This window comes from Rhizobium sp. IY2, from assembly GCF_047532935.1.
In the GTDB taxonomy this organism is placed as follows: domain Bacteria; phylum Pseudomonadota; class Alphaproteobacteria; order Rhizobiales; family Rhizobiaceae; genus Rhizobium; species Rhizobium anhuiense.
This window is the reverse complement of the sequence record NZ_JBLKNU010000003.1, coordinates 175607-187977: the sequence shown is the minus strand read 5'-3', so window position 1 is coordinate 187977 and position 12371 is coordinate 175607. Positions and strand designations below refer to the sequence as shown.

General features: G+C 61.1%; 15 protein-coding genes. 11 read left to right on the top strand and 4 right to left on the bottom strand.

What is annotated here, in order from left to right; translation table 11 throughout:
• The first annotated feature begins 7 nt into the window (after nt 1–7).
• Nucleotides 8–880, top strand: coding sequence for a 23S rRNA (adenine(2030)-N(6))-methyltransferase RlmJ (locus ACMUVN_RS14565; protein WP_414815203.1), 873 nt, complete (start codon nt 8–10; stop codon nt 878–880).
• 153 nt (nt 881–1033) lie between these two features.
• Nucleotides 1034–1630, top strand: a complete 597-nt coding sequence (locus ACMUVN_RS14560) for a glutathione S-transferase (RefSeq protein WP_097631064.1) — start codon at nt 1034–1036, stop codon at nt 1628–1630.
• Nucleotides 1631–1729: 99 nt separating this feature from the next.
• Here ACMUVN_RS14560 and ACMUVN_RS14555 read toward each other — a convergent pair whose 3' ends face one another.
• Nucleotides 1730–2365 carry an outer membrane protein gene (locus ACMUVN_RS14555; protein ID WP_025570209.1) on the bottom strand — a complete coding sequence of 212 codons (636 nt, stop codon included), beginning with the start codon at nt 2363–2365 and terminating at the stop codon, nt 1730–1732.
• A gap of 365 nt (nt 2366–2730) precedes the next feature.
• Between ACMUVN_RS14555 and ACMUVN_RS14550 the strand changes: the two genes are divergently transcribed.
• The 5 genes from ACMUVN_RS14550 to ACMUVN_RS14530 all read left to right on the top strand — a co-directional run bounded on the left by ACMUVN_RS14550 (nt 2731) and on the right by ACMUVN_RS14530 (nt 7143).
• Nucleotides 2731–3498 carry an SDR family oxidoreductase gene (locus tag ACMUVN_RS14550; protein ID WP_127430655.1) on the top strand — a complete coding sequence of 256 codons (768 nt, stop codon included), beginning with the start codon at nt 2731–2733 and terminating at the stop codon, nt 3496–3498.
• On the top strand, nt 3495–5537 hold the full coding sequence (gene uvrC, locus ACMUVN_RS14545) for an excinuclease ABC subunit UvrC (RefSeq protein ID WP_025570206.1): 2043 nt from the start codon (nt 3495–3497) through the stop codon (nt 5535–5537). Before ACMUVN_RS14550 ends, uvrC begins: the two co-directional genes overlap by 4 nt.
• A gap of 215 nt (nt 5538–5752) precedes the next feature.
• Nucleotides 5753–6343 (top strand): CDP-diacylglycerol--glycerol-3-phosphate 3-phosphatidyltransferase, encoded by a 591-nt coding sequence (gene pgsA, locus ACMUVN_RS14540; RefSeq protein WP_003574129.1) that lies wholly within the window; start codon nt 5753–5755, stop codon nt 6341–6343.
• The gene (gene moaD, locus ACMUVN_RS14535; protein ID WP_025570203.1) at nt 6340–6594 is read left to right on the top strand and encodes a molybdopterin converting factor subunit 1; all 255 of its coding nucleotides are present in this window, start codon (nt 6340–6342) and stop codon (nt 6592–6594) included. Before pgsA ends, moaD begins: the two co-directional genes overlap by 4 nt.
• A gap of 87 nt (nt 6595–6681) precedes the next feature.
• A complete protein-coding gene (locus ACMUVN_RS14530) occupies nt 6682–7143 on the top strand; it encodes a molybdenum cofactor biosynthesis protein MoaE (protein WP_183905307.1) in 462 nt (153 codons plus the stop codon).
• Here ACMUVN_RS14530 and ACMUVN_RS14525 read toward each other — a convergent pair whose 3' ends face one another.
• Nucleotides 7144–8040 (bottom strand): branched-chain amino acid ABC transporter permease, encoded by an 897-nt coding sequence (locus tag ACMUVN_RS14525; RefSeq protein ID WP_183905308.1) that lies wholly within the window; start codon nt 8038–8040, stop codon nt 7144–7146.
• A 65-nt stretch (nt 8041–8105) separates the two neighbouring features.
• Here ACMUVN_RS14525 and ACMUVN_RS14520 point away from each other — a divergent pair, with 65 nt between their 5' ends.
• Entirely contained in the window at nt 8106–8651 is a 546-nt protein-coding gene (locus ACMUVN_RS14520; protein WP_025570198.1) for a CGNR zinc finger domain-containing protein, read from the top strand.
• Nucleotides 8648–9148 carry a hypothetical protein gene (locus ACMUVN_RS14515; RefSeq protein WP_048338664.1) on the top strand — a complete coding sequence of 167 codons (501 nt, stop codon included), beginning with the start codon at nt 8648–8650 and terminating at the stop codon, nt 9146–9148. Before ACMUVN_RS14520 ends, ACMUVN_RS14515 begins: the two co-directional genes overlap by 4 nt.
• An 89-nt stretch (nt 9149–9237) precedes the next feature.
• Here ACMUVN_RS14515 and ndk read toward each other — a convergent pair whose 3' ends face one another.
• The gene (gene ndk, locus ACMUVN_RS14510; protein ID WP_004680549.1) at nt 9238–9660 is read right to left on the bottom strand and encodes a nucleoside-diphosphate kinase; all 423 of its coding nucleotides are present in this window, start codon (nt 9658–9660) and stop codon (nt 9238–9240) included.
• Nucleotides 9661–9741: 81 nt separating this feature from the next.
• Nucleotides 9742–10431: a glutathione S-transferase family protein gene (locus ACMUVN_RS14505; protein WP_025570192.1), complete on the bottom strand. Its 690-nt coding sequence runs from the start codon at nt 10429–10431 to the stop codon at nt 9742–9744.
• 139 nt (nt 10432–10570) lie between these two features.
• On the opposite strand from ACMUVN_RS14505, the gene ACMUVN_RS14500 reads away from it, so the two are divergent.
• Entirely contained in the window at nt 10571–11080 is a 510-nt protein-coding gene (locus tag ACMUVN_RS14500) for a DinB family protein (RefSeq protein WP_127430657.1), read from the top strand.
• Between the two features lie 207 nt (nt 11081–11287).
• Nucleotides 11288–12337 carry a GGDEF domain-containing protein gene (locus tag ACMUVN_RS14495; protein WP_029875843.1) on the top strand — a complete coding sequence of 350 codons (1050 nt, stop codon included), beginning with the start codon at nt 11288–11290 and terminating at the stop codon, nt 12335–12337.
• Nucleotides 12338–12371 lie beyond the last annotated feature (34 nt).

Here is a 12371-nt window from a genome sequence, read left to right as displayed (position 1 = left end):
AGCGAAAATGAACTACCGCCATATCTACCACGCGGGCAACTTTGCCGATGTGCTGAAACATGCCGTGCTGGCGCGGCTGATCCGCTACATGCAGAAGAAGGATGGGGCGTTCCGCGTGCTCGACACGCATGCCGGCATCGGCCTCTACGACCTCTCCTCCGAGGAAACGCAGAAAACCGGCGAATGGCTCGAGGGCATCGGCAAGCTGATGGAGGCCGAGCTCGGACCTCAGGTTTCCGAACTGCTCGAGCCCTACCTCTGGGCAATCCGCGAACTCAACCCAGAGGGCGGCATCCGCTTCTATCCTGGATCGCCGAAACTTGCGCGCATGCTGTTCCGCCCGCAGGACCGGCTGTCGGCCATGGAACTGCACCCCGAGGACTTTATCAGGCTGCACCGGCTGTTCGAGGGCGATCACCATGCCCGCATCACCGAGCTCGACGGCTGGCTGGCGCTCGGCGCGCATCTGCCGCCGAAGGAGAAGCGCGGCATCGTGCTCGTCGATCCGCCCTTCGAGGAAGAGGATGAATATCAGCGTCTGGCCGCAGGGTTGGAAAAGGCCTATCGGCGTTTTCCCGGCGGCACCTATTGCCTGTGGTATCCACTGAAGAAGGGCGCGCCGATCAAGGAATTCCACGAGAGCCTGCAGGCGCTCGACATCCCGAAAATGCTCTGCGCCGAGCTCGTGGTTCGCAGCGACCGCGGCACTACCGGATTGACGGGCTCAGGCCTCATCATCGTCAACCCGCCCTTCACGCTGAAGGACGAGTTGCACCAATTGCTGCCCGCATTGAAGGACCATCTGGCGCAGGATCGTTTCGCCTCGCACCGCGCCTTCTGGCTGCGCGGCGAGAACAAGGCCATAAAGGACGATAGCTAACTACAGCACCGCGCGTCTTTTCAGACGCGCAAAGACGCCGTAGCACTTTGAATTTGCGCATAATCCTTTCCGAAAATCGATTTCGATTTTCGGGGTTATGCGCTAGCTTCGCGGATAGTCCGCGCCGCAATCCACAATCTCATCAGGTGTCCCATGAAGCTCCTTTGTTCGCCCGCCTCGCCCTATTCCAACAAGGTGCGGATGGCCGCGCATTTTCTGGAGCTGGAGTTGAACGCCATCCGGGTCGACACCAATACCGGACCGGCGATCCTGGTGGATAACAATCCGCTCGGCAAGATTCCGACGCTTCTGACCGATGACGGGCTTTCGATCTATGACAGCGTGGCGATCATGCATTATTTCGACCGGCTGACGAAGGGTGGGCTCTACCCCTCCAAGAAGGGCAAGCGCACGGATGCGGAAATCCTCGAGGCGCTCTGCGACGGCATCTGCGACTGCCTGCTGGCGATCGTCTATGAGCGGCGCTTCCGCGACGAGGACAAGGTTCACCAGCCGTGGATCGACCGGCAATGGAAGAAGGCGACGAGCGGGCTCGCTCATCTGAGCGCCAATCCGCCGAAGCTCGGCAAGAAGCTCAGCGGCGGGCATTTCGCGCTGGCCGCGACGCTCGATTATCTCGAACTGCGCTTCAAGGACCAGTGGGAGGCCGATCATGCGCCGCTGACCGACTGGCTGCGGCAGTTCGGCAAGAAATTCCCTGCCCATAACGAGCTCAAATCCCAGGGCTGAGTGTGCTCAAAGCGCACGGCTGAACGACCGGACCAACAAGCGGACAGCAAAAAGCCGGGCGATGAGCCCGGCTTTTCATGCTTGAACGGTTTGTCCGGCTTAGAACTTGACGCCGATACCGAGCTTGACGCTGTTCTCGTCGTAACCGCGCGAGAAGCTGCCGGAGTCGAGGTCGTAGTCCTTGCTCTGGTAGTCGGTGTAACGATATTCCAGGCGCGTCGTGATGTTGTTGGTCACGAAGGCTTCGACGCCGGCGCCGACCGTATAGCCGAAGTTCGTCTTGCTTTCGTCCGAGGTGTCGTCGGAAACCTTGACGTCGCCGATCGCCAGACCGGCCGTGCCGTAGAGCAGGAAGGGGTTCATGTCGTAGCCGACGCGGCCACGGACGGAGCCGTTCCAGCCATACTTGTTCTTGACGCCGCCCGAGGAGACGTCGTCGCCGCTGTAGCCGAGGTCGGATTCAACGCCGTAGACGATCTGGCCCGCCTGCCAGTTGTAGCCGGTGAAGACCTGGCCGCCGAAACCATAGGTGTGGCGGTCGGAACCGAAGTCACCCATGTTGTAGGTGCCGGCGCCGCCGAGGTAGAAGCCTTCCCAGTTTCCTGCCGGCTTGACCGGAGCGTCCTGGGCAACCGGCGCTTCCGGAACCTGGTCGACGGCATCGGCCGCCTGAGCTGCCGAGACGCCCGCAATTGCAAAAACGGAGGCCATGAGGCCAGCAATGAGTACACGCATACTTAGTCTCCTTTCAGTCCCGCGCCGCTTGTCATCTGTCTATCAGTGAAGCATTGGCGGGATATTGCCAGATGTCCCTTCCGGATCGAGACTGAAATTGGAACTCAAATGCGGATTTGAAAGAGCCAAATTGTGATATCATTGTGGCAGCCGCATGGCTGAAATTCGATGTTGCTTTGACGCAACATACACTTCATTAACCCTATCGAAGAGTTAAACTTAAAATACTTATTTTAGTAAATCGCATTCTTAAATAATACATAGAATATCTCGCTCGGGGACGCAACCGCAACGGCCTATTTATATAATCTCCGCCGGCCCCTATATAGTCTGCAGGCAGACTCGCGGGATCAGAAAGCAAGATTTTGAACGACGAAAGACTTCGCACGGCCCTTATAACAGGGTCAGCTAAGAGAATAGGACGGGCAATCGCCGAAGACCTTGCTGCAAATGGCTTTTCCGTCGCGATCCACGCGAACGGCTCCGTTGGTGAAGCCGAAGAGCTGGTGGCGGAATTGCGGCGGAAGGGATATCGGGCAGCCGCCTTGCAGGCCGACCTGACCGATATCGGCGAAACCGGCGCGTTGGTCGCGAAGGCGTCGGAAGCACTCGGGCCGCTCGATCTGCTCGTCAACAATGCGTCGGTCTTCCAGCATGATTCAGCGCGTAGTTTCAATGCCGCCACCTGGGCATTGCACTTCGACCTGCATGTACGTGCGCCCTCTATCCTTGCGGCGGCCTTCGCGCAGCAGATGCCCGTTGCGGCATCGGGGCTGATCGTCAATATCATCGACCAGCGGGTTTGGGCGCTGAGGCCCAGCTTCTATTCCTATACCCTCTCCAAATCCGCGCTGTGGACGGCGACGCAGACGCTTGCACAGGCATTGGCGCCACGCATCCGCGTCAATGCCGTCGGCCCCGGTCCCTCGATGCCGAGCGAGCGGCAGGCGATGGAGGACTTCCAAGCGCAGGTCTCAGCCCTTATCTTGCAGCGAGGGCCGGCGCTCGAGGAATTCGGACAAACGATTCGCTTCCTTTACGACACGCCCTCGATCACCGGCCAGATGATTGCCCTCGACGGCGGCCAGCACCTCGCCTGGCAGACGCCCGATGTGGCGGAGATTACGGAATGAACGGACGAAAGCTGCCGGATGGCGGCGTTCTCTACGACGAGACGGATGAGAGCGAAGACGATATCGAGGTGGAAGGCGATGTTTCCGCCGCCGCCCCGCTTGCCGCAGCCGTCGACTGGAACGCCGGCAGCCTCAATGAAACCGGGCTCATCGGCGCGGAACTGATCGGTGAATTCGTCAAGCGGCTGCCGAACAGCCCCGGCGTCTACCGCATGTTCAATGCCGAGGGCGACGTACTTTATGTCGGCAAGGCGCGCAGTCTGAAGAAGCGCGTCGGCAATTACGCCGTCGGCCGCGTGCATTCCAACCGCATCGCCCAGATGGTACGCCAGACGGCGAACATGGAATTCGTGACGACGCGCACGGAAACCGAAGCGCTGCTTCTGGAAGCGAATCTGATCAAACGCTTGCGGCCGCGCTTTAACGTATTGCTGCGCGACGACAAGTCCTTCCCCTACATCCTCATCACCGGCGACCACCGGGCGCCTGCGATTTTCAAGCATCGCGGTGCGAGAGCGCGAAAGGGCGACTATTTTGGACCTTTCGCTTCGGCCGGCGCTGTCGGGCGGACGATCAATTCGCTGCAGCGCGCCTTCCTGATTCGCACCTGCACCGACAGCGTCTTCGAAACGCGGACGCGACCCTGCCTGCTCTACCAGATCAAGCGCTGTTCCGGGCCCTGCACGCATGAGGTCAGCGACGAGGGTTATGGCGAACTGGTGCAGGAGGCGAAGGACTTCCTGTCCGGCAAGAGCCAGAAGGTGAAGTCGCATATGGCCGAGGCCATGAACCAGGCGGCCGAGGACCTCGATTTCGAGCGGGCGGCGATATATCGTGATCGCCTGGCGGCACTTTCGCATGTGCAGAGCCACCAGGGCATCAATCCGGCCGGCGTCGAAGAGGCTGATGTTTTCGCCATCCACCATGAGGGCGGCGTTTCCTGCATCCAGGTGTTCTTCTTCCGCACCGGACAGAACTGGGGCAATCGCGCCTATTTCCCAAAGGCCGATCCGCAGCTTTCGAGCGCCGAAGTGCTGAACTCCTTCATGGCGCAGTTCTACGACGACAAGCCGGTGCCGAAGCAGATCATGCTGTCGGAAACGGTCGAGGAGTTGGAACTGCTCGCTGCCGCACTCAGCGAAAAGGCCGGCCACAAGGTTTCCATCCTCGTGCCGCAGCGCGGCGAGAAGCGCGATCTGGTCGATCATGTCGTCGGCAATGCACGCGAGGCGCATGGGAGAAAGCTCGCCGAAACGGCGTCGCAGTCGCGGCTGCTCGAGGGTTTCAAGGAAACGTTCGGGCTTTCCTATGCGCCGCAGCGCATCGAGATCTACGACAACTCGCATATCATGGGCACCAATGCCGTCGGCGGCATGGTGGTCGCGGGGCCGGAAGGCTTCGTCAAGAACCAGTACCGCAAGTTCAACATCAAATCGACCGACATCACGCCCGGAGACGACTTCGGCATGATGAAGGAGGTGATGACACGGCGTTTCTCGCGGTTGATCAAGGAGGAAGGCATTCCAGACCGGACGGTGCAGGCGGCCACACCCGACGCCGCCGACATGCCCTTCCCCACCTGGCCCGATGTGATCCTGATCGACGGCGGCCAGGGGCAAATGACGGCGGTGCGCGCCATCCTTGCCGAACTCGGCATCACCGACAGCGTCACGGCGATCGGCATCGCCAAGGGCGTCGACCGCGACGCCGGGCGCGAACGTTTCTTTCCGCCGGGGCGCGAGAGCTTCACGCTGCCGCCGCGCGATCCGGTGCTCTACTTCATCCAGCGCCTGCGCGACGAAGCGCATCGTTTCGCGATCGGCTCACACCGGGCGCGGCGCAAGAAGGAAATGATCAAGAACCCGCTCGACGAGATCGGCGGCATCGGCCCATCGCGCAAACGGGCGCTGCTCCAGCATTTCGGCACGGCGAAGGCGGTTTCGCGCGCCGCCCTGTCCGACCTGATGGCGGTGGAAGGCATATCGGAAGCGGTCGCCAAGCAGGTCTATAATCATTTCCACGACGACGCCGCGAAATAACCGGCCTCCGTCGCAAATTCCACGCAAAGGCGGTGAAAAGACAGAAAGAATGTTGACGGTCCGCGGCCAAAGCCGTCATCTACCGCATCGGCCCGAAAATCGGACTCGATTTTCGGAAAGCACGATGCGCAGGTTCAAAATGTTACAGCGTCCTTTGCGCGCCTCAGAAAGACGCGCGGCGCTGTAACGGCGTATCAATTCAGAGAAACGATCCCATGGCATCGCGTGCGTACAGCATTCCCAATCTTCTGACCTACGGCCGCATCCTCGCCGTGCCGCTGATCGTTCTCTGCTTCTTCATCGAGGGCAGGCTGTCGATCAGCAACACGGCGCGCTGGGTGGCGCTGTGGATCTTCGTCATCGCTTCGCTCACCGATTTCCTCGACGGCTATCTCGCACGCATCTGGAACCAGACGTCGAATATCGGCCGCATGCTCGATCCGATCGCCGACAAGCTGCTGGTCGCCTCGATCCTGCTGCTGGTCGCGGCCGACCAGACGATTGCCGGCTGGTCGATCTGGGCGGCGATCACCATTCTTTGCCGCGAGATCCTGGTGTCGGGACTGCGCGAATATCTGGCGGCGCTGAAGGTCAGCGTACCGGTGACACGGATCGCCAAATGGAAGACGACGCTGCAGCTGGTCGCCATCGCCTTCCTCCTCGCCGGCCCGGCCGGTGACGAGATCTTCCCCTATACGACGCAGACCGGCATTGCGCTGCTGTGGATCGCAGCACTGCTGACCATCTATACTGGCTATGATTATTTCCGCGCCGGGCTGAAACATATCGTGGATGACGAGGAATGACGCGGCTTGTCTATTTCGCATGGGTGCGCGAGCGCATCGGCAAGGGAGAAGAGGAGATCGACCTCCCCTCCTCCGTCGTCACCGTCGCCGATCTTCTGAATCATTTGAAGACGCTCGGCGAAGAATATGAGACCGCACTTCAATATCCCGAGGTGATCCGCGTGGCGCTCGACATGGAGCATGTCGAGCATGACGAACCGATCGGCGCCGCACGGGAGATCGGGATTTTTCCGCCGATGACGGGGGGATGAAGCGGTGATGGTGGTGTCGTGTCGATACCCCCCCTCCGCCCTCTCCATACCTCCCGCTACGGCATCAAAACAGTCGGGGATGTTATCATGACCGTTACCCCCACCATCCGCGTTCAACACGAAGACTTCGACCTGCAGACCGAGGTCGATCTGCTCTCCAAAGATAAAGCCGGTATCGGCGCCGTCGTCACTTTTTCCGGTCTCTGCCGCGATGAAGGCGGTACGCTGGCGGCCCTCGAACTGGAGCATTATCCCGGCATGGCGGAGGCGGAGATACGGCGCATCGGCGATCTTGCCATAACGCGTTTCGGACTTCTCGGCCTGACCGCCATCCACCGCTACGGCAAGATCGCGGCTGGCGAGAATATCGTCCTGGTCGTCGCAGCCGCACCGCACCGGCAGGCGGCGTTCGACGGCGCCAATTTCGTCATGGATTTCCTGAAGACCGCCGCCCCCTTCTGGAAGAAGGAACATGGCAAGGATGGCGCTACGGGCAACTGGGTCGCGGCGAAAGACGCCGACGATACGGCGCGCGACAAGTGGAAATGATCAGAGCACGACGCGCTCCCTGCGGCTCATGACCAGGAGCAGGACGAGCAGCGAGAAGATGACGAGATCCCGCCAGACGAAGGGGCCGTAGGCGCCCCACAAGGTTTCGACGACGGCAAGCCCGGCAGCGCCACCGGCCGAGCGCAGCGGATCGGAGTAGCCGCCGACGGCAGCGATCAGCAGCACCTTCAGCCCGAACATCAGGCCGGCGCCAAAATCCATCGAGCCGTAATAGAAGGTGGCGAGGATGCCGCAGAGGGTGGCGACGAGGGCCGCGGCCGCATAGGCGCCGAGAAAGACGCGATCGGCGCTGGTGCCGCAGAGTTCGGCGGCCAAGGGATCGTCGGTGACGGCGCGCCAGACGCGGCCCCAGGCCGTGCGCCTGAGGATCAGCGCACCCACCGCGACGATGGCGCACATCAGCGCGCTGTCGATCAGCTGGATATAGGTGAGCGTCACCTTGAACAGGCCGTCGCTCCAGAAGACGACCGTGTCGTTCAGGAACGGCGGCAGCCAGATGCCGTGGCTATTGGCGGCAAGCCGGGCTGTCTCCATCAGCACGATCATCATGCCGAGGGCGGCGACGATGACCGTATTCGGCGATTTGCTGACCAGCGGCAGCATGATCGAGCGGCCGATCCAGAGGCCCGCCGCCAGCGAATAGATGATGGAAGCGCCGGCGCCGATGGCAAGAGCCGCCGGCAGCACCAGCCAGAACCTGACATAGGCGAGTTCGGTGAAGAGCAGCAGAATCTGGCCGGCGAAAGCAAAGATCGCCCCATAGGTGATGTCGGCCCGCTTCGTCACGCCGAAGGCCACGGCATAACCGAAGGCGAGCGCGGCATAGAGGGCAGCGAGCGGAACCGCATTCGCCAGCTGCTGCAGAAGATAGGCCATTCCAGACACTCCGCGTCCGCAAAATTATAACTGGTAAAACCTATTTTGCCAGTTATAATTTTAATATGAGCTTTTCCTGGACCCCTCACCGCTTTGCTGGCGGCGCACTGGCGCTCGATGTCGCCAACAGCGTCGTTCTGCGCCACGATGCTACGCGGCGGATCGATCGCTTCGCAGTCAGCGATCAGATGCGGAGTTTTCCGCGCGCGGCCGCCGAATTCTGCGCCGAACGCGCCCTCTTCGGCGACATCGCGCCGGTGGCGGCGGAAAACGAGGCGGATTTCATCGCGCTGCGGGAAGAGATCGACCTCTATTTCCGCAAGCGTATACTCGATGGCGGCAACGACCAACTGCTGGCCGGGCTGTTGGAAGCCTTGGCGAAGACATTGCGCGACCCAAGCCCCGGGAGCCTGGCCTCGGCTACTGCCCATTCGGTGCTACGGCTGATCGCCATGCCGGATCCGGAGCGGATGAAGATCTGCGGAAATTGCGGCTGGCTGTTCATCGATCGCAGCAAGAACCGGAGCCGGGCCTGGTGCGACATGGCGGTCTGCGGCAACCGCGCCAAGGCCAATCGGCACTATCGCCGCAAGAAGGAGGAGACGCCATGAGGAATTATTGGATCGTGATGGCGGTCACTGTCGGGCTGCTGTCCGCCTGCCAGCGCCAGGCGGAAAATCTGGTCGAGGTCACCGGCCATCTCTTCGTCTTCAACTATCGGGTGGCGAGCGCCACCTATCTGCTGACGCTGAAGAAGACAGGACCCATTCCCGACGGTTCGGTGATCATCGCCGAATTCGAAAATCCTGAAGGTGGCGATCCGCTGGTACTGAATCAGAAGATCTACCCGATCGACGACAAGATCGCGCTGCAGAGCGAGAACCTGCACTGTGTGCGCAAGGACCGCCCCTATTCCGTGAGTGTCCGGCTGGTCGACAAGGACGGCAAGGTGCTGCAGGAATTGAAAACGCAGTTCCGTTCCGACCTCGACCAGACAGTGCTGCCGAGCAAACCGCTCGTTATCGGCGCGCTTTATGAAAAGAATCCTGAGGTCTTCAAGCCTGACGGCAGCGTCGATTTCTCCAATACCGATAAATGCCCGGCATAGAAACAAGGGCACATAGAAAAAGCCGGAGCAGAGCCCCCGGCTTTCAAGAGTCAATTCAAGGTGTTCGGCACGAATGCCGACGTCAGGCCTCAGCCGACGATTTCGGTGTCGGAGAACCAGTACTTGATTTCCTGGGCGGCCGTTTCCGGAGCATCCGAGCCGTGAACGGAGTTTTCGCCGATCGACAGGGCGTGAACCTTGCGGATCGTGCCTTCGTCAGCGTTTGCCGGGTTGGTCGCGCCCATGATCTCGCGGTTCTTGAGGATCGCGCCTTCGCCTTCCAGCACCTGGACGACGGTCGGGCCGGAGGTCATCCCTTCGACCAGTTCGCCGAAGAAGGGACGGTCCTTGTGAACGGCGTAGAAGCCTTCGGCTTCGCGACGGCTCATCCAGACGCGCTTGGAGGCGACGACGCGCAGACCGGCATCTTCGAGCATCTTGGTGATGGCGCCCGTCAGGTTGCGCTTGGTTGCATCCGGCTTGATCATCGAGAAGGTGCGTTCAATCGCCATAGTCAAATCCTCTGTTTTCTCGGGAAAAGTGGGCGGTCTTTACCCGCCCCAACGCCCGAAAACAAGGGGTCGGCGGCAATTTCACGCCGCTGTCACAGTCCTGCCGCGGCTTTGGTGAAGATCGAGGCAGCGTTCGAACCAGCCCATGACCGGATCGGCGGCGGCCAGCATGGCGAGACCGGCGGAGACACGCAGCCATTGCAGCGCGCCGAAGACGATATAGTCGGCAAACAGCGGCGTCTGCCCGCCGATGAAGGGCTGGAACTTCAGCATGTGGCGGAGCGGCTCCAGCTTGGCGCCGAAGGAAGCCTTCTCCGCTTCGCTATCGGCGGCAACCACTTCCAGCGGCTTGCCCAGCCTGACCTCACGGCTTTCGCGGAAATAGGCCTTGTCGCCCTCGTCGAGGTTCGCGTGGATATCGAGAAGGGCAATGCGCATGATCGCCGGATGGATGATCATCTGCGAATAGCCTTCGACCATGCGCGATAGCGCCTTGCCGCCCTCGCCGCCAAACAGCGACGGCCGCTCGGGATAGGCCTCCTCCAGATAGAGGGCGATGTCGAAACTGTCGGGGATCAGCCGGCCGTTGTCATCGAGCACCGGCACGGTCGGCGACACGCCGCCGCCGATCGCGCGGATGCGGGCGTAGGTCGTCGGAATCTCCTCGAAATCGAGCCCTTTATGCGCCAGCGCCATCACCGCCTTCCAGCAATGGGGAGAAAAGAAGCGCCGCTCGTCGGCACCGCAGAGGGAATAGAGGGCTCTGGTCATGACAGTCCTTTCGAGATCACGGCTGCATCCATTCCACGACAGAAAGCGCCGGCGATCAAATCAGGAAATTTCATGGGCATATCACTGCGATTTCGGGGAAACCGGGCTAGACTGCAGCGACCAATCCGGGAGGGAGTGAATGCTCAGACATTACAGGATGTTCGCCGCCTATAATCGCTGGGCCAACACGCAAGTCTACGCGGCCGCGGCCGAACTCAGCGATGCAGACTTCCGCAGCAATCGCGGCGCCTTCTTCGGCTCGCTGCATCGCACGCTCAATCATCTGCTCGTCGCCGACCGGATATGGATGAAGCGCTTCACCGGCACCGGCAATGCGCCGACGACACTCGATGCCGTGCTCTTCGAAGAGCTGGATGCGCTGGCCGCCGCCCGCAAAGCGGAGGATGAGCGGATCATTGCCTGGACGAGCATGCTGGACGAGAAAACCCTCGCCGGCGACTTCACTTATGTCACGGTGGTACAGCCGGTCGAGATCACCCAACCGCTGTCGGCAGCGGTCGCGCATTTCTTCAACCACCAGACCCATCATCGCGGCCAGTGCCATATGACGCTGACGGCACTCGGCAAGCCGAGTCTCACGCTGGATCTCATCTACTTCCTGCGCAACGAGGGCCGCGAGTGGATGTAAGATCCGATCCAAATTAAAAGCGAGGACATGATGTCATCCAAAACCGCTCGCACTTTCGGCATCATGCTCCGGCGATCAACACTGAATTAACCGCCTTTGCCGGTTCCGCCGCCGATCCATAGCTTTCCGATTGAAAATTCAGCCTCTTTTAAAAGCTTGCGGGCATAGCGGGATGTGAGAGATGTGGCCGGGCTGCGAGGGATCGTCATGCAGAATGCGAACGCAAACGCACTGGTGCCGCGCGAGACCGCGCGTCCGGCGCCGATGGCGGATATTCAGAAGATTGCCCAGCACATGGCGCGCCTCAACGTTGCCGCGCTGCCGCGCAACTATGAACTCTTCCATGAAGCGATCGTCGGGCTCAATGCCGGCCTTGCGCAGGATATCGCAGCACTCGGGCCGCAACCGCAGCAGCCGATGCTCGACGAACTCGGCCTGAAATACCGCCTCGTCGGCCATTGCGGACTGGCGGGGGAGACCTCACGCAACGAGGCGAGCCGGATGCTGCGCGAGGTGGCGGAAAGGCTTGCCGAAGGGCTGAAGCACAAGAACGCCTTTGCCCGCGCCTGCGGGACGATCCTGAAATCCGTTTCCGGCAACGACGACCAGAGCCTTGCCGCCTTCCTCGGCGAGATCGACTATCTCACCGCCTCGCTGACGACAGTGCTGTCGGCCGAGATGGAAATCGGCGTCAGGCTGCAGGATGACATCAGGGTGCTGGAAACGCTGGAACGCGGCATTTCGGCGATGCAATCGGCCACTGTGGCCGACAGGATCACCGGGCTTCCGAACCGCATCGCGCTGAACCGGACGATATCAGATCTCTACGCGCGCGAAGAGGGTGCCGCCGGCAGCGCGCTGATCATGGTCGATATCGACAATTTCAGCGATCTCAACGACAGATACGGGACCCAGGCGGGCAACAAGCTTCTGAAGAAGCTCGCCGGCCTCTTCCGCAAATGCGTCAAGAAGAACGATTTCATCGCCCGCACCGAGGCCGACGAATTCGCCCTGCTGTTTTCCCATGTCGGCATGCAGGATGCGATCACGATCGCCGAGCGCCTGCGCACCTCCGTCGAGGACAATCTCGTCTTCGCGACATCCGACAAGGCCGATCCCGGCCGGCTCACCATTTCGATCGGCGTGGCGCTCAGCACTGATGCGGCAACGCCCGGGCAGTTGCAGGCCAATGCCCGTGTGGCGCTTCTCGCCGCGCAGTCGAACCCCCGACAACCGGTGCAGGCTTTCGGCCGCTGAGGCGTACAAGTCTCTTGCGGCAGGCAAAGCACTC

Excerpts from the sequence above, each read along its gene's own strand:
- ACMUVN_RS14565 (WP_414815203.1), top strand. The coding sequence starts at position 8 with ATGAACTACCGCCATATCTACCACGCGGGCAACTTTGCCGATGTGCTG.
- ACMUVN_RS14560 (WP_097631064.1), top strand. The coding sequence starts at position 1,034 with ATGAAGCTCCTTTGTTCGCCCGCCTCGCCCTATTCCAACAAGGTGCGG.
- ACMUVN_RS14555 (WP_025570209.1), bottom strand. The coding sequence starts at position 2,365 with ATGCGTGTACTCATTGCTGGCCTCATGGCCTCCGTTTTTGCAATTGCG.
- uvrC (WP_025570206.1), top strand. The coding sequence starts at position 3,495 with ATGAACGGACGAAAGCTGCCGGATGGCGGCGTTCTCTACGACGAGACG.
- pgsA (WP_003574129.1), top strand. The coding sequence starts at position 5,753 with ATGGCATCGCGTGCGTACAGCATTCCCAATCTTCTGACCTACGGCCGC.
- moaD (WP_025570203.1), top strand. The coding sequence starts at position 6,340 with ATGACGCGGCTTGTCTATTTCGCATGGGTGCGCGAGCGCATCGGCAAG.
- ACMUVN_RS14530 (WP_183905307.1), top strand. The coding sequence starts at position 6,682 with ATGACCGTTACCCCCACCATCCGCGTTCAACACGAAGACTTCGACCTG.
- ACMUVN_RS14525 (WP_183905308.1), bottom strand. The coding sequence starts at position 8,040 with ATGGCCTATCTTCTGCAGCAGCTGGCGAATGCGGTTCCGCTCGCTGCC.
- ACMUVN_RS14520 (WP_025570198.1), top strand. The coding sequence starts at position 8,106 with ATGAGCTTTTCCTGGACCCCTCACCGCTTTGCTGGCGGCGCACTGGCG.
- ACMUVN_RS14515 (WP_048338664.1), top strand. The coding sequence starts at position 8,648 with ATGAGGAATTATTGGATCGTGATGGCGGTCACTGTCGGGCTGCTGTCC.
- ndk (WP_004680549.1), bottom strand. The coding sequence starts at position 9,660 with ATGGCGATTGAACGCACCTTCTCGATGATCAAGCCGGATGCAACCAAG.
- ACMUVN_RS14505 (WP_025570192.1), bottom strand. The coding sequence starts at position 10,431 with ATGACCAGAGCCCTCTATTCCCTCTGCGGTGCCGACGAGCGGCGCTTC.
- ACMUVN_RS14500 (WP_127430657.1), top strand. The coding sequence starts at position 10,571 with ATGCTCAGACATTACAGGATGTTCGCCGCCTATAATCGCTGGGCCAAC.
- ACMUVN_RS14495 (WP_029875843.1), top strand. The coding sequence starts at position 11,288 with ATGCAGAATGCGAACGCAAACGCACTGGTGCCGCGCGAGACCGCGCGT.